Genomic DNA, 21,062 nt, shown 5'->3' with positions numbered 1-21,062 from the left:
CCCCTTCTTGCCATGTTCTTGCAGGCGATCGTTACCTTCTCGGATTAGCTCTGATACTTCCTTGATAGTAGCCTGATCATCATCGTTAAACTGATTATCCCCACCTACTACCTCAAATAATTTGACAACCGGTATATTGGGGGTATATTCTTTTACTTTTGCTTCCTCTATAGCCTTTATACCAAATCACTATCTAATTAACAAGATACTATCCAATTCCAAGCACATATAGATTTGACAATTGCAGGATTATTTTCATAATAATTACATGCTGTGATTAGTTGATTTTCTATAGCATTCATTGAATCAAAAGCTAGGTTATAAAAGAATTTTTCCCTCATATCATCCCATATATTTTCTTGTGGGTTTAATTGTGGGCTATATGGTGGCAAGTAAGCTAGTTTAATATTATTAGGTAATAATTCTTTATCGAGTTTATGTGCAGCAGCTCCATCGCATACTACTAAAAGAAAATTATCCTTATAACGCTTTGCCATTTCTTGTAGCATTAACATCATCCAATCTTGGTTCATTAAAGGCAAAATAAGGAAACAACTAGCACCGTCAAATGGACAAATTGCCCCATAAGTATAAGTATATTCACGAATAATTTGTTTCTTAAGTAAAGGCCTGATTCCAGCCGGAACCCAGCAACGCCTTAATGAATCTATACGACCAAAACGTGCCTCATCTTGGAAGAATATCTTTAATTCCTTGCCTTCAGTTGCTGCTGATACTCTTGCTTCTTTAACCATATCAGGCCACTTTTTTTAAAAGTTTCTACCGCATCCTTCTTTTGTTTAGGATGGTATGGTCTTGGTGCAATTTTACGCCACCCATGCCTATGAAGCAGCCTATAAGCTGTGTAACGTGCTATTTTACTACCAACCGTTTCCTCAAAAATCTTATGCACCTTGCTAATTTCTACTATCCCACCATTAACGGCATTCTGTTCTATCTTTTTAAGCATCTCACGTTCTTGCTCTTGAGTTAGATAACTTCTGTATCTCCCACCTTTCTTCCTGCTACATAGTGCCTTTAAGCCTTTTTTCCGACATTGACTATGGGTTCTGTGAACATGACTTTCTGATAATCCTGTAACTTTAGCAATCAATGATGTCGGCATTTTTTCACTCACTCTTAGATAGATTGATTGATAACGTCTAAATTCTTCTTTAGTCTTTGCTTCATTCATTAATTGTTTCACTTCTTCTACATTAACTTCTAATACCTTATACCCTCTAGACATCTTTAACACTATACTATCTTAAATAACACACTATAGCATCTATATTATTAAATAGATAGTGATTTGGTATTAATCTAGCCGCTTCTTTGGCTGCCTTAACCTCCTCTTGTTCTTTAAGCTTTGCTTCCTGCTCAAGTCTTTCAGCTTCTTGCTGCTTTGCCTCCTCTATAGCTTTTAATCTAGCTGCTTCTTTGGCTGCCTCAGCTTCCTCTTGCTCTCTAATCTTTGCCTCCTTCGCAAGTCTTTCATCCTCTTTTTGCTTTGCCTGTTCGGCTATTTGTTTTGCTAGAGCCTCTTTTTTGGCTTCTGCAGGAAAGTTTTGATTAATCTGTAGGGCTGTTTCTATCTCTTTCTTTACAATATCTCCTATATTATTAAAAACAGTGCCAAAACTAATAATAGATTTATTGATCTTTAAGGCGTCTGCTAGATACCTCACTCCCACAGGTCCTATCGGGTTAGAATCAATGTAAAAATGAGTAATAGCTTTATTAACCTTTAAGGCTTCTGCTAGAGCCTGGGCTCCAGCATCTCCTATTTGGTTATTACGAAGGTAAAGCTGAGTAATAGTGTGATTAGTCTTTAAGGCTTCTGCTATAGCCTGTACTCCAGCATCTCCTATCTGGTTATTTTGAATATAAAGATTAGTAATAGAGTGATTATCCTTTAAGGCTTCTGCTAGCTCCTTCGCTTTAGCATCGTCTATCTGTTTATTATTAAGCTCAAGATTAGTAATAGAGTTAGTAGTTATTTGTTGTATAATAACTTGTTCTAATGGCATTTTTTTTCTCTCTTTAATTTATAGTTAACTAGATTAGTATGATGTCGTTGCAAGGAGCTGCTTAGCGGTGACGAAGCAAGCCTGTTTTGTGTCATCCCTGCTTCGGTGCGGGATCTAAAATAATGTCCAAAAAACCATGAAATATTATAGATCCCGCACCGAAGCAGGGATGACATAAAAATGGATTGCTTCGTCGGCTTACGCCTTCTCGCAATGACGTTCTTTAGACTCACATGAGTCCTATTCTATGGTATAATAAAGTAATCTTTACTATTAAAGTCTAATATGCTTTGTATAATATTAATATATTTTAATATGTAAAGTGATTTTTAAAGAAATTTGTGAAATATCAAATTTAGTGGTAATTATGCAATAAAAAACACGATGTAAAAATATCACGAAATATGATGCAAATTGTGATTTTTTATGGTATAATAATTCCCTTGAAATACAGATACTACAGGGGATTTATATGAGAAAAGTTACTATCAAATTTAACAAGTTACAAGATATAAAGCAGAGTTGCACATAACAACTACCAACGGCACTGAAATTATAACATTTTCTAAGGCTGCATAATTATATCGTACAGGGTGTTAATTCAGGTTAATTCACTATAAAAAAACAAAAAATTATAAAAATTTTGCTAATTAGCTATTAGTGGACAATAAAAAAGTAGTATAATGGATATTATAGTTGAAAGGAACAAGTGAAAACAATGATAGAAGGAAAAAATAAAAATAATGTTGATGATCAACCAACCATGCTAGTTGGTACTGATGATTTTAAGAAATTATTGCTTAATAGCAAAGTATTTGTTGATAAAAGCTTAATGATTAAAGAGTTATTGGCAGATAGTGGAGATGTCATCCTAATTACCAGACCAAGGCGTTGGGGTAAAAGTTTGAATATGAACATGCTACAGAAATTTTTTGAGATAGAGGTGGATCAAAATGGCGTTCCTTTACCTACAGAAGATAGAGTAAATAACAAGCTATTTACCGGTGGAGAAATCGATTTAGGCATTAAGGGAAAAAGAACTTTAGAGCCTTTAAAGATTAACGGCAATGAATATGCCATGGCTCAGCAAGGTAATTATCCAGTTATTTCCATAAATTTTAAGGATGTTAAAGGCAGTAATTACCAAGAAATTGAAAATGGGATAAAAAATCAAGTAACTAATTTATTTACAAACCATCGATACTTAAAGCGTTATATAACAACAGATGAAAAATTACTAGATGATGCACAAAAGGAAAAGTTAAATCGATATTTTACAGGAAAACTTGATAAGGAAGACTTAAAAGATAGTTTACGGGTTTTGAGTGAAGTACTGTACAAACATTTTGGTCAAAAAGTTTATATATTGATCGATGAATACGATACGCCGATCAATAGTTCATACATTGAATTTGGTGATAAATTAAAAGAATTTGATGATGTACTAAAAATATTCCGCGGAATGTTTGGCAGTAGTTTAAAAACTAATCCTTATTTAGAAAAAGGGCTAATAACTGGCATATTACGGGTTGCTAAAGCTAATTTATTTTCGGATTTGAATAATGTTCGTGAATATACTCTGCTAGATGAAAAATTTGCTAAGTTTTATGGTTTCACTCAAGCAGAGGTTGATGAGTTATTAACCAAAGTACCACTTGACACAAGTCCTGAAAAAATTAAAGCTTGGTATAATGGCTATAGTTTTGGTGGTGAGGTAATTTATAATCCATGGTCAATTATGTTATGCCTAGATACTAGAGGTAAGCTTGATCATTATTGGCTTGATAGCGGTGGCACTGGGCTTGTTGATAAAGCATTGTTATCAGATGAAATACAAATTGATATCCAACAATTAGCTAGCGGTAAAAGTATCATCGCACCTATTACCAAACAAATCAGTTTCAGCGATATTAATACGCGAAGTGGGTTATTTAGTCTGTTGCTATTTAGTGGTTATCTAAACCCAACAGCTATCGAACCTGCAAAAGATATCTACGAATTATCAGTGCCTAATAAGGAAGTAGAATATATATATGAAACCAGGCTATTACAATGGGTGAGTAGCAAGTTACAAATGGATAGTTCTTTATATTATTCTTTTGCTAGTTTGCTGCCGGCAGGCAAAATAGAAGAATTTAAAGAGAAATTACAAGAGTTATTACTAAACGCTACTAGTTTTCATCAAACTGGCGAGAAAAAAGCCGAGCTATTTTATAGTGGTTTTATGCTAGGTTTGATTAACACTTTATCTCCTGGCTATGTCATAGATAGTGAGAGAGAAACAGGCAGTGGTAGAGCTGATATTATATTGCTACCTAAGGCTGGGAAGCAGAATAATGCTATTATTATTGAATATAAAATATGCAAATCTCCTGATACTCTAGGTTCTGTTGACAAAATTTTATGTTAAGTTATCAGAGTAGAATAAAGAAGTTGCAATAGTAAGAAGAAATGGTAGTTTCTAGTTATCGAAACCAAGAAACTACCGATATGAAGTATTACATAGAAGACCAAGCATGGGAAGCAATTTTATCATTTTTTAAGAAAAAAAAAGCTATACACAACAAGAATGAGGAAAAAATAAGACAGTTTATTGAAGCAATATGGTTTATTGCTAGAACAGGTTGTCAATGGCGTCTTCTGGCTGATTATTATGGTTGTTGGTACAGTGTTTATCGCAGATTTAAGAGATGGGTTGACAAAGGTATATGGGAAGCTTTAATGGATCATGTTAAAGTAGATGTAGATATGGAATCAATGATGATTGATGCAACTATTGTAAGAGCACATGCTTGCTCATCTGGATATATTAAAGGTAATCAAGAGGAAGCAGCTTTAGGTAGAAGCAAAGGTGGTTTTAGTACTAAAATTCATGCCCTCGTTGATGCATTGGGTAACCCACTGAAGTTTATACTAACTGCTGGGCAAAGAAATGATATCACTCAGGCTGAAAATCTTACTAAAGATGTTCAGAATACGACGGTGATAGGTGATAAAGGATATGATAGTAGTGCGTTTGTAGAAAGCTTAGAAAATAAGGGGTGCGAGGTTGTTATCCCACCAAAATCTAATCGTAAAGTACAACGTGAATATGATAAACATATTTATAAAGAACGCCATTTAATTGAATGTTTCTTTGGTAAAATCAAACATTTTAGGCGTATATTTTCTAGGTTTGATAAAGCCCCAGCCACCTTTTTAGCCTTTCTAAATTTTGTTGGAGCTTTAATATGGTTACGTTAAAAATTTTGTCAACAGAACCTAGTAGATAAGGGAGCTACTGTTGATATTAAGGATAATAATGGTAATACTTCTTTACATTTGGCAGCAAAAAATGGACAGACTGAAGCAGTAAAATTGCTAGTAGATAAGAGAGCTGATATTGAGAGTAAAGATAATTATGGTAAGACTCCTTTACATTGGGCAGCAGAAAGAGGACGTACTGAAACAGTAAAATTGCTAGTAGATAAGGGAGCCAGTATTGAGAGTAAAGGTAATTCTGGGGAAGCTTCTTTACATTGGGCAGCATATAGTGGACATACTGAAACAGTAAAATTTCTAGCAGATAAAGGAGCTGAAATTGAGAGTAAAGATAATTCTGGTTGTACTCCTTTAGATTTGGCAGCATATAGTGGACATACTGAGGTAGTAAAATTGCTAGTAGATAAGGGAGCTGAAATTGACAGTAAAAATAAGGTTAGTTGGACTCCTTTACATTTGGCAGCATATAGTGGACATACTGAAACAGTAAAATTTCTAGTAGATAAGGGAGCTGAAATTGACAGTAAAGATAATTCTGGTTGGACTCCTTTACATTTGGCAGCACAAAATGGACATACTGAAACAATACAGTTTCTAGTAGATAAGGGAGCTGAAATTGACAGTAAAGATAATTCTGGTTGGACTCCTTTACATTTGGCAGTACAAAAAGGGCAGACTGAAACAGTAAAATCGTTAGTAGATAAAGGAGCTATTGTTGATATTAAGGATAATAATGGTAATACTCCTTTACATTGGGCAGCACAAAAAGGACAGACTGAAACAGTAAAATTGCTAGTAGATAAAGGAGCTAAAATTGACAGTAAAAATAATTCTGGGAACATTCCTTTACATTGTGCAGTACAAAATGGACAGACTGAAATAGTAAAATTGCTAATAGATAACAGAGCTACTCTTGATATGAAGGGTGAGGATGGAAACACTCTTTTACATTTGGCAGCATGTAGTGGACATATTAAGATAGTAAAATTTCTAGTAGATAAGGGAGCTACTATTGATATGAAGGGTAAGGATGGTAAAGCTCCTTTACATTATGCAGCAGAAAAAGGGGATACTGAGGTAGTAAAATTACTAGTAGATAAGGGAGCTACTCTTGATCTGAATTGTAAAGATGGTAAGGCTCCTTTACATTATGCAGCACAAAATGGACATACTAAAACGGTGCAATTTCTAGTAGATAAGGGGGGTAGTATTGATGTTAGAGACACGTGTTATGGTAATACTTCTTTACATTTGGCAGCAGGTGGTGGATATACTGAGACAGTAAAATTTCTAGTAAATAAGGGGGCTACTCTTGATATTAAGGATAAAGATGGTAAGACTCCTTTACATTGTGCAATACAAAATAATCGTACTGAGGTAGTAAATTTTTTGAAGGTAGCTGAGCTACCTGGAGAAAAGGAGGCAAGAGAACAAATAAGAAAAGCTGCAGAAATTTGTAGTGCCAGAAATGCCTACAAGGAAGGTAAAGAGCTATTAAAATCAAATAATAGTGAATTACAAAATAAAGCTCATAGCAAATTTAAGGAAGCTCATAAATTAAATGAGCAAGTAGAGAAGTATAAAGAATATATTCAACTGGCAAAAGGTATTAAGGATGGTAACGGTCACTTTGATAAGCGAGAATATAGCGAAGCATTAAATTATTATAAGAAAACTGCTAGTTTTTTAGGAGCTGATTTCTTTGTAGAAAAATCTCAAAAAGTTTTAGATTGGTTAAGCAATAAATTGCAAAAACAAACTGAAAAAACAACATATACTACTACTGTAAAAGCTCTACTAAAGGAAGTAATCAATTTTATAGATGAAGCCTTAAAACTTAATCCATCAAATATTAATGCTAATAATATCAAACTTAATGCTGAAAAGTAACTTGCAAAACATCAGACTGAAGTTTATATAGCAAAAGGTCAAGATTGTATGGAATCAAAACAATATGAACAAGCTCTAGAATTTTTTCAACAAGCTTTAGCTAATAATAATAGTGAAGAAATTCGTGTACTAAAAAAACAAGTAGAAGACATAATTGAAGAAAGACACACAGTAGAAGAAAAAAAAGCTATTGAAGTTGAACGTGCTTATAAAGAAGGTAAAAAGCTATTAAAATCAGGTAATAGTGAAGCCTACAATAAGTTTAAGATAGTACAGGATTTAGGTAAAATTATAGCTGAAGACTATATGAAGGCGGCAAAAGCCATTAAGTTAGCTAATCGTGATTTTGAAGCACAACAGTATAGTGTTGCATTAGAAAAATATAGTAAAATAATCGATAATCACAAAAACCTTGACTTTTTGATAGACGAGCTTTTTGCAAATAAAGCCAGGAAAATTTTAGAACAACTGGATTTAGAAAAAGCTCCTGGTAATGATACTAATGCAAAACTCCTAGAAATAATAATCAACTTTACCGATAAAGCCTTAAGCATTAATTTTGCAAATAGTAGTGCTATACAAACTAAATGGGAGGCTATAACCCAATTGGTTAAAGAGTTTAGTAATGAGCATGAGTATGTATTAGCCTTAGCATGTCTTGAGCAAGCCAAAGCTATCAAAAAACCATCAATAATTAAGCAAGAAAAATTTGAAATTTACAAAGCAGAAGCTGAGTATTTTATAAACTTAAAGCAGTATGAGAAAGCATATAAACCTATTAAAGAGGCTTTATTAAATAGCGATATTAAAAATCAAAATGCAAAAACATTAGAAGAATTAAAGTTTATAGCAGATACTCTTATTAAAAATTTATTGGAAGTACAAGAAGATAGTAAGCAAGGGGAAGAATTTTTAACAGTATTAGTGCAGAGTTTTCCTGAAGAGCAATCTGTTGGATATCGCTGTGCATTAGTTAGTTGTTATTTGGTTGACCAAAAATTTGCTCTTGCCAAAATACATGCAGAACAAGTTTTAAAATTTGATAAAGAAGATACAACAGCACAATATATTGTAAATATGTTTGCAAAAAAAGAAGGCAGTGTCCCAAATAGTGTAGAAATGCTTGGAAGCCAAGATGACTATTTATTTGATATTGATCATAACAATCTTTAGTAATTTTTGAAAAAAAGTATGGGATTTGAAATATCACTTAAGAGTCATAACACATGGATGGGTTTTTCTGGATCAAGAAGTTCCCGTGAAATATCACATCATAAGGGTAATACCAATTGAAATAGTTAAGGAGGTATAGTTAAACCCGTTGAATTAGATGACATTATATGGTATAAATAAGAGAAAAAATGTCAACAAGCCCATATAGTAAAGATTTAAGAAAAAAAGTAATAAGTTATATAGAAAAAGGTAATAGTCAAAGAGCGGCTGCCAAGATATTCGATATACATAAAAATACAATTAGTCGCTGGAACGTAAGGAAGAGAAAGGAAGGAACGATATTAGCAAAAGCTAGAGTAGGTTTTAAAAGTAAAGTTGATAAGCAAAAGTTAGCAAATTTTGTAAGAAATAATCCAAATATGAGATTACAAGATATTGGTAAAGAGTTTGGAATTGCGAGGTCTCAAACTGGAAGGATATTAAAACAGCTAGGTTTTAGTTATAAAAAAAAACCTTTACCTACATGGAGTCAAGTGTAGACAGACGAGCTGAATATTTAGAAGAGATCAATAAATATGATAAAGGGCAAATAGTGCATATTGATGAAAGCGGTATAGATACAGGTATTTGCCAAGATAGAGGCTGGAGTAAAACAGGAGAATTACTGATTGGAAAGAAGAGTGGGAAACACTATCAAAGAACTAATATCATAGCTGGCTTGGTAAACAATCAATCAATAGCTCCTTTTGTTTTTAATGGAACGTGCAATACAGAGTTATTTAATAATTGGGTTGAGAAGTTTTTAATTAAAGAGTTAAAAGCAGGACAAGTTGTAGTGATGGATAATGCTAGTTTCCATAAATCAAAGAAAACAAAGGAATTAATAGAATCAGTTGGTTGCAAGCTTATTTTTTTACCGCCATATTCACCAGACTTAAATCCCATAGAGAAGTTTTGGGCTAATATGAAACGATGGATTAAAAATAAGGTAACAGAAACCAGCAAATTATTTGAAATTATTACTATGTTCTTTGTCACCTAATTTTATGGGTTTAACTATATATTATAATATGGGAATATAAACTTGAGCAGGTAGTAAAATGGCAAGAACATTAATATTACCAAAAGGTTTTCATGAGCATGATTTCATATGCCTAATGAAAAAAGAGTCGCACGGAAGAAATCGCATACGCTTATTAGCAATGCATCACCTGCAATCAGGCAAGTCATTGAAAACTGTATCGATAATAGTTGGATCGCACTGGAAAACAGTACAATCTTGGCTTAGAAGATTTAGAAACTCTAGCTTTGATGGATTATTTGAATCACATAGGAGTGGTGCGTTTAGAAAATTCAATAGCTTACAAGAATCTTTTCTGTCTGATAAAATAAATATGTTGAGTGAAAGTAAGACAGGTGGTTATATAACAGGAAAGGAATTACATAATATGTTATTTGAAACATATGGTATTAAATGTAGTTTAAAAACAGTTTATAACACTATACATCGACTTGGTTTTAGCTGGATTACTTCTCGTTCAATACACCCAAAATCTAATCAAGCAACTCAAAATACATATAAAAAAACTTCGCCAATATGCTAAAAGTATTATTACCAAAAGATATTGATTGGAGTAAGGTTGACATTTGGTCACAGGATGAAACTCGAATTGGGCAGCAAGGTAGTTTAAGTCGCATATGGGCTAAACGTGGGAGCAGACCTAGGAAAGTAAGGCAACAACAATTTATCTCAACATACATCTATGGGGCTGCTTGCCATGATACGGGCGAATCTTTTGCGTTAATTTTACCATATACCAATACTGATTCAATGAATAAGTTCTTAGATGAATTTTCTTTGACTATTGATTCTGGTAGGCATGTTGCATTATTAACAGATAATGCCGGGTGGCATGCAGCGAAAAAATTAATTATTCCAAGTAACATTACCTTGGTACCGCTTCCGCCATACGCACCGGAATTAAATGCGATGGAACAAATTTGGCAGTGGATCAAAAATCACTTCCTATCTAATCAATGTTACGGTGTATACGAAGATATCGTTGCTAATGCTTGCTATGCCTGGAATCAACTTAGTAAAAATGTAACTTTAGTAAAATTAATTATGTATAGATAGTAGATTAATATACCGCGTTAATTGTTTCAATTGGTATTACACCAGCTAAGATTATTTGCAATAAGTATAATGTTTAGCCTGAATTCGATATAATAAGTTATTCCAAATTAGGTTATATCTATAAATATAACAGATTTTTTTGCTCCACTAATAGCTGTTTTCATTATTTTTGCAATATTGCTTATTTTTTCATTAGACCTTATATCTTGAAAATGTGATATAAGGTCTAATGTTTATGGTCATGATGATGGACGTAAAAACCAATTGCTGACAAGGTATTTAGGAATTCTTGGTTTTCTGCTAAATCATTTGGTTTGCCACTACAGCAGATATGACCATTTAAACATATTACTTGGTCGGAATTTTTCATTACCGTAAATAAATCATGTGAGATCATAAAAATTGTAATATTTAGACGTTTTTTTATTTGATTAATGATTCGGTAAAATTCTTGTTGGCTAGTAACATCTAATGATTGAGTTGGTTCATCTAAAATAATTAGATCAGGATTGTTCAGTAAGCTAGCAGTTAGCATTAACTTCTGAAATTGACCACCAGAAAGCTCAGAAATATCGTGATGCTTATAATTATCAAAATCAATAAAATTGCTCAATTCTTGCCAATCCTTGTTAGTACTATTTGAAGCTAATAAATACAAAAAATTTTCAGCTGTAATTGGTAAATCTGAAGCAAAATCTAATCTTTGAGGGACATAGCCAATTTTTAGATTAGGGTGAATTATTATGTTACCAGAGGAAGGGCGATCTAAACCTAAGATTAACCTAGCTATTGTTGTTTTGCCAGCACCATTTGGACCAATTAAAGTCGTTACTTCGCCTTTTTTGATAGTAAAATTAATATTGGTAAGGGGAATTTTTTTGCCAAATTGCTTAGATACATTACTGAACTTTATTAATATAGTATCTTCTGATTTAGAAATAGGCATTAGAATCCTTGCGAAACTTTACAAATGGCGTCATTGCAAGGAAGATCGTAGATCGACGAAGCAATGACGATGTGTTGCTAAATTTATGATAGTCTATTTAACAATTTCCCACTGCCCATCTGGTTTACGACAAGCTTGGCCATAAGCTTTCTCCTGCTTACCACCGACAACGACGGTTTGAGTATACTCACGACAATATTGCCCTTGATTGTTTTTAAAAGCTCTTTCTGGTGTTACATATCCGTAATTACCACTATCCGGATTACGCCACTCTACACTTTGACCACTAGAGCCAGTCTCCAATGCTTTTTGAGAGCTTAATTGTGCCAATTTTCTGTCATTCTCATCCATAGTTTGACCAATATGACCGCCAACAAGTGCCCCAATTAGAACACCTGCACCAGTTGCTACAAGTTGTCCTGTGCCTTTGCCAAATTGAGATCCTAAAAGCCCACCAGCTACACCGCCAATTAATGTTCCACCACCTTGTTTATTCATGCCAGAACAGCCGTACAACATTGTTGTTGCCAAAATAATTGCCGTAATTTTGAATGTTAAATTCATAAAAAACCATATAATTTTAAATTAAAGATATACAAAAAATCTTATTAAGTATCGTTAAATTTGATACACCTCTTGACTATAGTACACTAGCTGGATAATAATGTATTTTATATTATAAAACAATTGAAATTTTATATGACGACTTCAGAGCATCAAAATTTAATTAAATCGGCATCTTATGTATCTTTTATTTTAGCTGCATTCATCTTATTTATTAAATCTTATGGATGGATTGTGACTGATTCTCAGTCTATTTTAGCATCTTTAATTGATGCTATACTTGATATTTCATCGTCTTTTATTAATTTGATTGCTATTCGTTTTGCACTGCAACCCCCTGATTATCACCATAGATTTGGGCATGAAAAAATCCAAGATTTAGCAATTTTTTCACAATCAGTATTCTTTTGTGTTTCTGGTTTATTTATTTGTTTCTCTTCGATAAAATCTCTTATTGATAAATCTGTTCCAAGCAATATAGAGTCTGGTATCAATGTAATGTATTTGTGTATTATACTAACTTTTATTTTGGTAGCTTATCAAACTTATGTGATAAAAAAGACTAGTTCGGAAATAATAAAAGTAGATAAATTACATTATTTTACAGACTTACTAACAAATATTGCGGTAATCTTTTCTATAAACTTAACTACTCGTTTTTGGTTTATAGATTCATTATTTGGTATAGCTATTTCATTGTACATAATATACGCTTCTTATGCTTTGTTCAGAAAAGCTTTAAAAAATCTTATTGATGAAGAGTTACCAGAAAAAGATAGAAGAAAAATTATATCAATAATTAGTAGCTTTAAAGAAGTAAAAGGCATCCATGAAATGAAAACTAGATATGCTGCAAGTAAGCCGTTTATACAATGTCACATAGAAATGGATGCAGATATGTCATTATATAATTCTCATTATCATAGTGATCAAATTTGTAGTGCATTGCTATTAGAGTTTCCAGGGGCAGAAATAATTATTCATCTAGATCCATATGGTTATGAAGAAAAAGTTAATTACCGTGAAAAGATCAACAGAATTTAACAATTTTTTTATGGAGGAAGCTCTAAAGCAAGCACAATTTGCTTTAGATAAAAATGAAATTCCAGTAGGGGCTATTATAGTCAATAGAATAACTAACAAAGTTATTGCAAAGGCTCATAATATTGTTGAGCAAACCAAAAATCCGGTATTGCATGCTGAAATTGTAGCGATAAATCAATCTTGTCAGATTCTATCTAGTAAAAATTTATCAGATTGTGATATGTATGTTACTTTAGAGCCATGCGTTATGTGTTCTGGGGCAATATCTTTCGCTAGAATAGGTAGATTATTTTATGCGGCAAATGATCCAAAACAGGGGGCGATTGAAAATGGTGGACGTTTCTTTAATAGCAAATCTTGTTTTTACCGCCCTGAAATATATAGTGGCTTTTCGGCAAAAATTTCTGAAAATCTAATCAAGGAGTTTTTTTACAAGGTAAGATATCAAAAATGTAATCCCTAATCTTAATATTGTATGAAAGGATGGAGGCAAAATCCTCATAATAATGTATAATATATAATGTACATGAGCAAAATAAAGATAGTAATGCAACTTTTCTGAAACCTTTTATTAGCAAAATACAATGAATAAATATTTGATACTATTAATATTATTAATAATGCCTCTTAACTCATTAGCTCAACAACAAATAGCTAACCAGTTATCTAATTTTGTTGCACCAGTTACTTATTTTGTCGATCATGTTAAACAACTAGCTTTGCTTACAAATAACTTAATTAAATATCGACAAGCAAGTATAGTAGGAACTAGTGGCATGGGAAAAACCCAACTTGCTAGAATGTATTGTTATGAAAATCAAAATAACTATAAGCTTATTTGGTTTATTGACTGTAATTTAGATATTAATCAAGAACTACTAAAGCTAGCAAAAGTTATTAATAGTACTGCTAAATCTAATCTAATATCAGAAGATATAAGATTAGTCCGAAAAGAACTAATGAACTATTTATCAAATCAAGATAAATGGTTACTAATATTTGATAATCTAAAAGTAAATAAAAATAAGAAAGTTAAAGAATTCGTTGATTGGGAACATAATGGACATGTTATATTTTGCTCTCAATATAGTGAAATACTATCGAGTATAGTCAAAATGACTGCTTTTGGAAAAAATGATGCAATTACCCTTGCTAATAATATTCTAGAAAATCATAATTCCAAATTAGCAAAATTCTTGAACAAAGAGTTTGCTGGTTATCCTATCATGATAGTACAAGGGGCACAATTATTAAATAATGTAAAAGGTTTAGATAAAGTCGAATATAAGAAAAAATTCATCAATCAACAGACAAAATTAAATTAAATATTACATTAGCTATCAAGGAATTAAAGCCAAATGCTAAAAATTTGCTAAATAAAATAGCCTTAATAAATAATCAAGGTTTTTCGAAAGAACTTTTAAAAATTATCACTGATGATCCTAATACTCTGGATGATGATCTTTATCAACTATCTAAATTTGCCTTAATATCTAATATTGATTCTCATGAAACTAATCCTATCTTTGAAATGCATGATGTTATTGCTCAGAAAATAAGGGAGATAAGCGGAAATAGAAATAATAAAATATTATTAGAAGATATTATTTTAAAGTTACCTAAGCCTAAAGGTTCACAGATAGGGCATTTATTGAGAACCGCAAAAACTATTCCTGAAAATTTAGAAGCTCTGCTAAAAAGTTCTAAAAAATATAATATTAACATATATTCAATGCTTGATCTAAGAGCTGAACTGTTTGTTATATACGTCAATACTCAAAATATACATAAAGAAAGACAAATGATTGATTGGTTGGAACAAAAAGATAAAAAAGGTGACTTTAAGCTTTGGCAAATGTCCGAATACCAAAAATATTGTTACGCTAGATATTTAGGGTTAATAGGAGTGTATAATAGGATGTCATTAGCAAATTTTGAAATAGCCATTTCTTATTTCACTAGAGCATTAAACATTTTAGATACCCTTGGTGAAGAGTATGTTTTTTTAAAATTTAATCTTAATTCACACATTGCGGGGATTGAGGGATCTTTAGGAAATGTAAAAGCTATTGAGGAAAATTTAAAAAAAATGGAGGTATTATTTACACAAGGTGTACAAGAATCTGATATATTTATAATATATTATTTAAAGGCAAAATTATTTTTTATTAAAGGTAGATATCAGGAATCTTTAGATTACATCAATAAATCTATTGATGTAGTGGTGAAAAATGGATTTAATATTAAAGACCTACACCTTACCATTCCTTACATACTTAAAGCAGAAATACTAAATTTTTTGGGTAAATATCCAGAAGCTTATGTTCAAGCTCAGCAATTATATGACATGCATAAACCGGTAAAAAGTGAAGAACACGAAATATTTGGTCGTATTTATACCCAAATGGCAAAAAGTGAATTAGGGATGGGTAAAGTAGACCAAGCCTCAGAGCATGTTAATAAGGCTATTGACATATTTCTAGCTGATGAGCGTAGGAATCCTAAAGATGCAGATTATTCAGAAGATCCAAGTTTAGCAGCTAGTTATGTAATACAAGGTGATATTTTATTTGCTCAAGATAACGTAAAAGCCGCAATAGAGTCCTATAATAAAGCTTATACCGTATATCATTATTTATATAGGGATAATCGTAAAAATGTGGCACATGTTAGCTACTTATATAATCAAGGAGCTAAAGCATCATGTAAAGCAAAAGACTTATCTAGTTATAAATTTTTTGGTAATCAGCAAGTAAAAGAGTTTGGCATAAATCACTCCAATACGGTCTCTATGTTTAAGTATTGTAAAAAATATAATATGGATTTATGGGCAAAAGAAAAATAGATTAGGCAGTTTTTTGTTTTTTTATCTTGCTAAGCTTTATAATTTTTGTTACTATAATACATAAATTAAAGTTTGATTTATCAAATTTTTTTACAGGTAACAACTAAAGTTTTTATATAGATTATTATGATGAGTTATTTAAAATCTTTTCTTCACCTCATATTATTAGTATTTTTAATAAACCATACCGCTCAAGCTAGGTGGAGTAGCTATGAAGATGCCCCTATTGAGTTTAAATTTTATAATAAAGATATTAATATTAACCAAGATGGCACTTCTGAAGTAATAACAGAAATGCATGCAAAAATACTAAAAGAATCAGGACGCAATGATTTTTCCCAATATCGCTTGACTTATAATGAAAATAGTTCTGCAATTTCTATATTAGAAGCTAAAACTATTTATAATGGACAAGAATATATAGTCACTAAAGATATGATTGAGGATAAACCACTAGCCTTTTTTGGTAAAGGTTTTGATCAATTAAGACAAATAACCATATCATTTCCTAAAGCAGAACTTGGAGCAGAAATATATTTAAAATATAAGCATGTTGAAACAAAAGTTCCTGTAGATAATTTTTATGGTACTAGTTTATTTCTTAGTAGGAGAGGTTATGTGCAGGCAAGTCATACTAAGATCAATTCTAAATTACCTCTAAACATTAAAGTAAATGATCCAAAAGGCGTATTAAAAGTTATTAAAGATGCTGAGAGTGATTTTCATTCGGCAGAGATTATCTTAGCAAAGCCTGCTTACGATAACCTAACAAATGAACCAAGTCATGCTATATTAAATATTAAGCATACTACTTGGGTATCCTTGTCAAGTTTAACCAAATGGCAAGACTTGGCTAAACAACTTGCTCCTGGGTATTCTAGTGTAATTAACCAACCACTCCCTGCAATTTTCATGAATATAGCCGAATCTGCTGCAGACAAGAATACCGACGAAGAAAAAATTAATTTTGTCACTTCTGCATTAAATGAAAAAATCCAATATATGGGTGATTGGCGAATTGTATCAGGTCGTTTCTTTCCTAGAGATTTAGAAAAAGTAGCCAGTTCGCAAATTGGTGATTGTAAAGATTTTTCTGCAAGTACTGCTGCTATCTTGTAAAAACTTGATTATAAAGTTCAACCTATTTTTGTAATGCGAGGTATTACTAATTTTTCTAATCCAGATGCCTTACCTAACATGGGGAATTTTAATCATGCGATGCTTAAAGTAACTAATAAAAATGGCAAAGTATATTGGATTGATCCAACAAATCTTGTTAGTATGGCACAAGGAATTTTCCCAGATGTTGCTAATAAAATAGCATTGGTCTTAGATACTCAAGAAGCTGGTTATACCAAAGTTGCCAATATACAGCCTGAAACTTCACAAGCTATATCACGCGAGGAATTAGTTATAAAAAATAATATTGTAGAGTTGTCTGGTCAGTTTGATATGAAGGGAGAAGTGGCATCAAGCATGAGTGGTTGGGGATTATATTATTCAACTGAACAGTTAAAGGATTTTACTTTCCGTAGGTTGAGTGGAGAATATCTTAATGAAGAAGACAAAAAATTCTTAGAATTACCTGATCTTACTTCTCGTATTGTTAAAGATATTACAATCAAATATGCATTACAGCAAAGAAATAGAATTTCTAAAACAAATATGGGGGTTGCTTTAACTTCAAAGTCTAATAGATCAGATGATATCACCCATACAGCTTCTGACCAGATATCAGACATCTTTATAGGTATGCCTGAAACTAACAAGAAATATATGATTATCAAAAATATTATAGTTAAAGATTGTAAAAAATTAAACTTTGAGATTGATACTCCCTGGATATATGTGAATAGATCATGTAAATATCAGGATAAAGATACTGTATTCACAGATATAATAACCATAAAAAAGAGCTTGATTACCCAGGAAGAATTAAAAACTTCTCAGTATAAAAATCTTAAAACTAAGTTAGAAAATGAATTTGCTCAAGTTGCGATAATATTAGGTGAGTAAGCTGAGCTATTTTGTTTTTTTGTCCTACGTAAGACTCATCAATTGACTATAGCGGAAAAGCTATCTAAAATCAGCTCTACCTTCTATAGTCAATTCAGGAGAATTTGGGGCTAGGAGCGATGGAGCGACGCCTATAAGTAATAGGCGAGCATTGAGCGACGACGTCCCCAACTTCTCCTGAACTGACTATAACTTTCGATAGCTGTAAAGTAGAGTTGTACAAGAAATCTATTCTAATCTAGATAAATTTTTACTATCTTTTCGTCATTTTGTTATTATACTACAAGTTATGATTATAATGAACTATAATAACCATATATGAATCAACATATTGTAAATTCCTCTGCTAATTCCTCTGATTTTCTTGATGAAAAGCGTAATAACGCCCGTCAAGGAGGAGGGGGGGAAAGAATTGCATTGCAACATAAGAAAGGTAAACTTACTGCCAGAGAAAGGATAGAAGCATTGCTAGACCCTGAGAGTTTTGAAGAAACAAGAATGTTCGTTGAACATAGATGTGATAATTTCGGAATGGAAGAAAAGAAATTTCTAGGGGATGCTGTAATAACTGGACATGGTACCATAAATGGTAGGTTAGTTTTTGTGTATAGCCAAGATTTTACGGTATTCGGTGGCTCCCTTGGTGAGTATCATGCTAAAAAAATATGCTCTATACTCGATTCTGCTCTGGAGGTAGGAGCCCCAGTTATTGGGATAAATGACTCAGGAGGGGCAAGAATCCAAGAAGGAGTCGATGCTCTTGCTGGTTATGGTGAATTATTTCAACGCAATGTAATTGCTTCCGGTATTATTCCACAAATCACCTTAATTATGGGTCCTTGTGCTGGAGGAGCTGTGTATTCTCCTGCTTTAACAGATTTTATATTTATGGTTAAAAATACTTCCTATATGTTTGTAACAGGACCGGAGGTAGTTAAAACTGTTACAGGCGAAGAAGTAACCCAGGAACAGCTTGGTGGGGCAAGAATGCATACTACCAAGAGTGGTGTTGCTGACTTTGCTTTTAAAAATGATATAGAACTACTTCTAGAAACTAGAAGATTTTTTAATTTTTTACCTCTATCAAATCGTAGCCCACTACCATGTCGTCGTACTGAAGATCCAGCCGATCGAGTTGATATGTCTCTAAACACCTTAGTCCCAAATATTCCAAACAAAGCTTACGATATGAAAGAATTAATTGAGCGTATTGTGGATGAAGGAGATTTTTTTGAGTTGCAACCAGATTTTGCTAAAAACATTATAACCGGCTTTGGTTATATGGAAGGAAGGTCTATAGGATTTGTTGCGAACCAACCATTACATTTAGCTGGCTGTTTAGATATTAATGCATCAAGAAAGGCAGCAAGATTTGTACGTTTTTGCGATGCATTTAATATTCCGATAGTGACTTTAGTTGACGTACCAGGTTTTTTACCTGGTGTCTCTCAAGAGCATAATGGAATTATCAAACATGGAGCAAAATTATTATATGCGTACGCTGAAGCAACTGTACCGAAAATTACCATAATTACTAGGAAAGCTTATGGTGGAGCTTATATAGTGATGAACTCAAAGCATCTTCGAGGTGATGTTAATTATGCGTGGCTCAACTCAGAAATTGCAGTACTTGGAGCTGAGGGGGCTGCTGAAATAATATTTAAAGAAGAATGTAAAGACCCAGAATCAAAAAAGCAAAAGATTCAGGAATATAAAGATACTGTTACTTCTCCTTTTGTTGCAGCATCTAGAGGTTATCTAGATGATATTATAAAACCTCAAAACACTAGATGGCGTATATGTAAAGCACTAAACTTTCTTCAAAACAAGAAAGTACAGTTACCATGGAAGAAACATGACAATTTACCACTTTAGTAGGCTCTTCTAAAAACCAGATTAGCATTATGCTAGTACTACAGTTGTAGATTGAATGTGAGTGTTCACGGAAAAAAGGTTAAAGTATAAGATGTAATTGCGAGGAGGTTGCCAGACCGACGAAGCAATCCAGGAAAGTGATTAGAAATGGATTGCTTCGTTGACCTTACGGTCTCCTCGCAATGACGCTTGGTGATCAGGTTTTTTTATTCATCACAAAAAAATAGCAAAAAAATCGTGAATGCTCACATCTAAACTACAACTGTAATACTAGGAGGTTGCCTGCAATAACGAAAGTAATTCATATTTGGTCTTTTTGACGGAGAGACTAATTAGTTATCGCAGGCAACCTCCTAGCCCCAAATTTTCCTGAATTGACTATATCTAAAATCTCAAATCTTGCCTATAAGATAGGAAATGATTTTGAAAAAGAGATTGTCATGAGCAAGGGATAGCACAACTTCTATAGTAATCAATATTATAATGATCCATTCAAGTCTAGTAGAGTGTTTACAGTTTAAGTCATTTGACAAAATATTGTAAAGTTCATGAATCATATTTAGTCGATTATTAAGAATATTCTGACGAATTTGAATATCTTGGAACTCTGCAGTCATTAAGTATAAAGGTTCGTAACTAGGACGACGCCAAAAGAATTCAGGAGTATCCAGTATATCGCTGTGTAAATTAATTGAATATCGTTCGTTAAATAATATCCCAATTTGTTGAGATATTTCTTTTTTGGAAAGTGATACACTACCTGTACTGGCTAGTTCTTGTTGAATTGGGGTGGTTTTTACAATTAGATTACTTACCGATTTTTCTAGTACACTAAGCTTAACTGACTGAGCTAAAGCATGCGAGATAGATAATTTTATAAAAGTTGATTTATCGGCAAGAATGATTTGGTTTTTTTCTTCATCGATAAATGTTTTACCAGTAGTTTCATCATAATCAAAATAAATAAAGTCGGAAACTAGCTCGTCATTTTGATTAGTTTTAAGAGCTGCTATTTCTGCAAGGAGCATTTTTTCTTGGCTTTCTTCAGCTCCCCATATAGTAACGCAACCGAAAGGGAAAAAGAAAACATCGATAGGATTTAAATTTTCCCCTTGTTCTTTTTGAATATATAGTACATCATCGAAATATTTAGGTTCAAGACCGATTTTATTGAGGTTTATTACTAAATCGTTCATTTTGTATTCAGAAGTAGTAAAGTAGGAAGTGCATCTCATATAATAAATAATTTATGGCAAACAATTGTTGCTTCATTATGCTATA

Annotated in this window: 21 protein-coding genes; 15 read left to right on the top strand and 6 right to left on the bottom strand. The window is 32.5% G+C overall.

Annotated elements, in window-relative coordinates:
• Positions 1–197: 197 nt before the first annotated feature.
• Genes ACQH1V_RS00220 through ACQH1V_RS00210 form a run of 3 tightly spaced genes read right to left on the bottom strand, consistent with a single transcriptional unit; the run spans position 198 to position 2,030 of the window.
• On the bottom strand, positions 198–755 hold the full coding sequence (locus ACQH1V_RS00220; RefSeq protein ID WP_425360101.1) for an IS630 family transposase: 558 nt from the start codon (positions 753–755) through the stop codon (positions 198–200).
• Positions 707–1,249, bottom strand: a complete 543-nt coding sequence (locus tag ACQH1V_RS00215; RefSeq protein ID WP_425360100.1) for a helix-turn-helix domain-containing protein — start codon at positions 1,247–1,249, stop codon at positions 707–709. Before ACQH1V_RS00215 ends, ACQH1V_RS00220 begins: the two co-directional genes overlap by 49 nt.
• 13 nt (positions 1,250–1,262) lie before the next feature.
• The gene (locus ACQH1V_RS00210) at positions 1,263–2,030 is read right to left on the bottom strand and encodes a hypothetical protein (RefSeq protein ID WP_425360432.1); all 768 of its coding nucleotides are present in this window, start codon (positions 2,028–2,030) and stop codon (positions 1,263–1,265) included.
• Positions 2,031–2,748: 718 nt separating this feature from the next.
• Between ACQH1V_RS00210 and ACQH1V_RS00205 the strand changes: the two genes are divergently transcribed.
• The 8 genes from ACQH1V_RS00205 (at position 2,749) to ACQH1V_RS00170 (ending at position 10,491) form a co-directional block, all read left to right on the top strand.
• A complete protein-coding gene (locus ACQH1V_RS00205; RefSeq protein WP_425360431.1) occupies positions 2,749–4,440 on the top strand; it encodes an AAA family ATPase in 1,692 nt (563 codons plus the stop codon).
• Positions 4,441–4,520: 80 nt separating this feature from the next.
• Entirely contained in the window at positions 4,521–5,273 is a 753-nt protein-coding gene (locus ACQH1V_RS00200) for an IS5 family transposase (protein ID WP_425360912.1), read from the top strand.
• A 45-nt stretch (positions 5,274–5,318) separates the two neighbouring features.
• A complete protein-coding gene (locus tag ACQH1V_RS00195) occupies positions 5,319–7,181 on the top strand; it encodes an ankyrin repeat domain-containing protein (protein WP_425360911.1) in 1,863 nt (620 codons plus the stop codon).
• A gap of 48 nt (positions 7,182–7,229) precedes the next feature.
• Entirely contained in the window at positions 7,230–8,354 is a 1,125-nt protein-coding gene (locus ACQH1V_RS00190; RefSeq protein WP_425360430.1) for a hypothetical protein, read from the top strand.
• Positions 8,355–8,542: 188 nt separating this feature from the next.
• Positions 8,543–8,893, top strand: coding sequence for an IS630 transposase-related protein (locus tag ACQH1V_RS00185; protein ID WP_425360020.1), 351 nt, complete (start codon positions 8,543–8,545; stop codon positions 8,891–8,893).
• Positions 8,878–9,396 (top strand): IS630 family transposase, encoded by a 519-nt coding sequence (locus ACQH1V_RS00180; protein ID WP_425360021.1) that lies wholly within the window; start codon positions 8,878–8,880, stop codon positions 9,394–9,396. Before ACQH1V_RS00185 ends, ACQH1V_RS00180 begins: the two co-directional genes overlap by 16 nt.
• Before the next feature lie 58 nt (positions 9,397–9,454).
• Positions 9,455–9,958 carry a helix-turn-helix domain-containing protein gene (locus ACQH1V_RS00175; protein ID WP_425360337.1) on the top strand — a complete coding sequence of 168 codons (504 nt, stop codon included), beginning with the start codon at positions 9,455–9,457 and terminating at the stop codon, positions 9,956–9,958.
• A complete protein-coding gene (locus tag ACQH1V_RS00170; RefSeq protein WP_425360336.1) occupies positions 9,952–10,491 on the top strand; it encodes an IS630 family transposase in 540 nt (179 codons plus the stop codon). Before ACQH1V_RS00175 ends, ACQH1V_RS00170 begins: the two co-directional genes overlap by 7 nt.
• Before the next feature lie 226 nt (positions 10,492–10,717).
• Here ACQH1V_RS00170 and ACQH1V_RS00165 read toward each other — a convergent pair whose 3' ends face one another.
• Together ACQH1V_RS00165 and ACQH1V_RS00160 are read right to left on the bottom strand one after the other, a co-directional pair.
• Positions 10,718–11,437, bottom strand: a complete 720-nt coding sequence (locus ACQH1V_RS00165; RefSeq protein ID WP_094649157.1) for a metal ABC transporter ATP-binding protein — start codon at positions 11,435–11,437, stop codon at positions 10,718–10,720.
• A 93-nt stretch (positions 11,438–11,530) separates the two neighbouring features.
• Positions 11,531–12,001: an RT0821/Lpp0805 family surface protein gene (locus tag ACQH1V_RS00160; RefSeq protein WP_341759114.1), complete on the bottom strand. Its 471-nt coding sequence runs from the start codon at positions 11,999–12,001 to the stop codon at positions 11,531–11,533.
• A gap of 135 nt (positions 12,002–12,136) precedes the next feature.
• Here ACQH1V_RS00160 and ACQH1V_RS00155 point away from each other — a divergent pair, with 135 nt between their 5' ends.
• The 7 genes from ACQH1V_RS00155 to ACQH1V_RS00125 all read left to right on the top strand — a co-directional run bounded on the left by ACQH1V_RS00155 (position 12,137) and on the right by ACQH1V_RS00125 (position 19,781).
• The gene (locus ACQH1V_RS00155; protein WP_341748767.1) at positions 12,137–13,045 is read left to right on the top strand and encodes a cation diffusion facilitator family transporter; all 909 of its coding nucleotides are present in this window, start codon (positions 12,137–12,139) and stop codon (positions 13,043–13,045) included.
• Positions 13,002–13,508: a nucleoside deaminase gene (locus tag ACQH1V_RS00150; RefSeq protein WP_425360429.1), complete on the top strand. Its 507-nt coding sequence runs from the start codon at positions 13,002–13,004 to the stop codon at positions 13,506–13,508. Before ACQH1V_RS00155 ends, ACQH1V_RS00150 begins: the two co-directional genes overlap by 44 nt.
• Positions 13,509–13,629: 121 nt before the next feature.
• A complete protein-coding gene (locus ACQH1V_RS00145; RefSeq protein ID WP_425360428.1) occupies positions 13,630–14,370 on the top strand; it encodes a hypothetical protein in 741 nt (246 codons plus the stop codon).
• 44 nt (positions 14,371–14,414) lie between these two features.
• Positions 14,415–15,890 (top strand): tetratricopeptide repeat protein, encoded by a 1,476-nt coding sequence (locus ACQH1V_RS00140; RefSeq protein ID WP_425360427.1) that lies wholly within the window; start codon positions 14,415–14,417, stop codon positions 15,888–15,890.
• Positions 15,891–16,016: 126 nt separating this feature from the next.
• Positions 16,017–17,009: a DUF3857 domain-containing protein gene (locus tag ACQH1V_RS00135; RefSeq protein WP_425360426.1), complete on the top strand. Its 993-nt coding sequence runs from the start codon at positions 16,017–16,019 to the stop codon at positions 17,007–17,009.
• Between the two features lie 33 nt (positions 17,010–17,042).
• On the top strand, positions 17,043–17,906 hold the full coding sequence (locus tag ACQH1V_RS00130; RefSeq protein WP_425360425.1) for a hypothetical protein: 864 nt from the start codon (positions 17,043–17,045) through the stop codon (positions 17,904–17,906).
• 318 nt (positions 17,907–18,224) lie between these two features.
• A complete protein-coding gene (locus ACQH1V_RS00125) occupies positions 18,225–19,781 on the top strand; it encodes an acyl-CoA carboxylase subunit beta (RefSeq protein ID WP_094649151.1) in 1,557 nt (518 codons plus the stop codon).
• A 392-nt stretch (positions 19,782–20,173) separates the two neighbouring features.
• Here ACQH1V_RS00125 and ACQH1V_RS00120 read toward each other — a convergent pair whose 3' ends face one another.
• Positions 20,174–20,977, bottom strand: coding sequence for an RMD1 family protein (locus ACQH1V_RS00120; RefSeq protein ID WP_425360424.1), 804 nt, complete (start codon positions 20,975–20,977; stop codon positions 20,174–20,176).
• Positions 20,978–21,062: the final 85 nt, after the last annotated feature.

Origin of the sequence: Candidatus Tisiphia endosymbiont of Ceraclea dissimilis (assembly GCF_964030735.1) — a bacterium.
Taxonomy (GTDB): Bacteria; Pseudomonadota; Alphaproteobacteria; order Rickettsiales; family Rickettsiaceae; genus Tisiphia.
This window is presented reverse-complemented; position numbering and strand designations above follow the sequence as displayed.

Bases quoted from the DNA above. Each gene is read 5' to 3' on its own strand.
- ACQH1V_RS00175 (WP_425360337.1), top strand. From the start codon at position 9,455: ATGGCAAGAACATTAATATTACCAAAAGGTTTTCATGAGCATGATTTC.
- ACQH1V_RS00200 (WP_425360912.1), top strand. From the start codon at position 4,521: ATGAAGTATTACATAGAAGACCAAGCATGGGAAGCAATTTTATCATTT.
- ACQH1V_RS00220 (WP_425360101.1), bottom strand. From the start codon at position 755: ATGGTTAAAGAAGCAAGAGTATCAGCAGCAACTGAAGGCAAGGAATTA.
- ACQH1V_RS00185 (WP_425360020.1), top strand. From the start codon at position 8,543: ATGTCAACAAGCCCATATAGTAAAGATTTAAGAAAAAAAGTAATAAGT.
- ACQH1V_RS00145 (WP_425360428.1), top strand. From the start codon at position 13,630: ATGAATAAATATTTGATACTATTAATATTATTAATAATGCCTCTTAAC.
- ACQH1V_RS00160 (WP_341759114.1), bottom strand. From the start codon at position 12,001: ATGAATTTAACATTCAAAATTACGGCAATTATTTTGGCAACAACAATG.
- ACQH1V_RS00150 (WP_425360429.1), top strand. From the start codon at position 13,002: ATGAAGAAAAAGTTAATTACCGTGAAAAGATCAACAGAATTTAACAAT.
- ACQH1V_RS00135 (WP_425360426.1), top strand. From the start codon at position 16,017: ATGATGAGTTATTTAAAATCTTTTCTTCACCTCATATTATTAGTATTT.
- ACQH1V_RS00130 (WP_425360425.1), top strand. From the start codon at position 17,043: ATGCGAGGTATTACTAATTTTTCTAATCCAGATGCCTTACCTAACATG.
- ACQH1V_RS00165 (WP_094649157.1), bottom strand. From the start codon at position 11,437: ATGCCTATTTCTAAATCAGAAGATACTATATTAATAAAGTTCAGTAAT.
- ACQH1V_RS00210 (WP_425360432.1), bottom strand. From the start codon at position 2,030: ATGCCATTAGAACAAGTTATTATACAACAAATAACTACTAACTCTATT.
- ACQH1V_RS00155 (WP_341748767.1), top strand. From the start codon at position 12,137: ATGACGACTTCAGAGCATCAAAATTTAATTAAATCGGCATCTTATGTA.
- ACQH1V_RS00205 (WP_425360431.1), top strand. From the start codon at position 2,749: ATGATAGAAGGAAAAAATAAAAATAATGTTGATGATCAACCAACCATG.
- ACQH1V_RS00190 (WP_425360430.1), top strand. From the start codon at position 7,230: ATGGAATCAAAACAATATGAACAAGCTCTAGAATTTTTTCAACAAGCT.
- ACQH1V_RS00215 (WP_425360100.1), bottom strand. From the start codon at position 1,249: ATGTCTAGAGGGTATAAGGTATTAGAAGTTAATGTAGAAGAAGTGAAA.
- ACQH1V_RS00170 (WP_425360336.1), top strand. From the start codon at position 9,952: ATGCTAAAAGTATTATTACCAAAAGATATTGATTGGAGTAAGGTTGAC.
- ACQH1V_RS00120 (WP_425360424.1), bottom strand. From the start codon at position 20,977: ATGAACGATTTAGTAATAAACCTCAATAAAATCGGTCTTGAACCTAAA.
- ACQH1V_RS00125 (WP_094649151.1), top strand. From the start codon at position 18,225: ATGAATCAACATATTGTAAATTCCTCTGCTAATTCCTCTGATTTTCTT.
- ACQH1V_RS00180 (WP_425360021.1), top strand. From the start codon at position 8,878: ATGGAGTCAAGTGTAGACAGACGAGCTGAATATTTAGAAGAGATCAAT.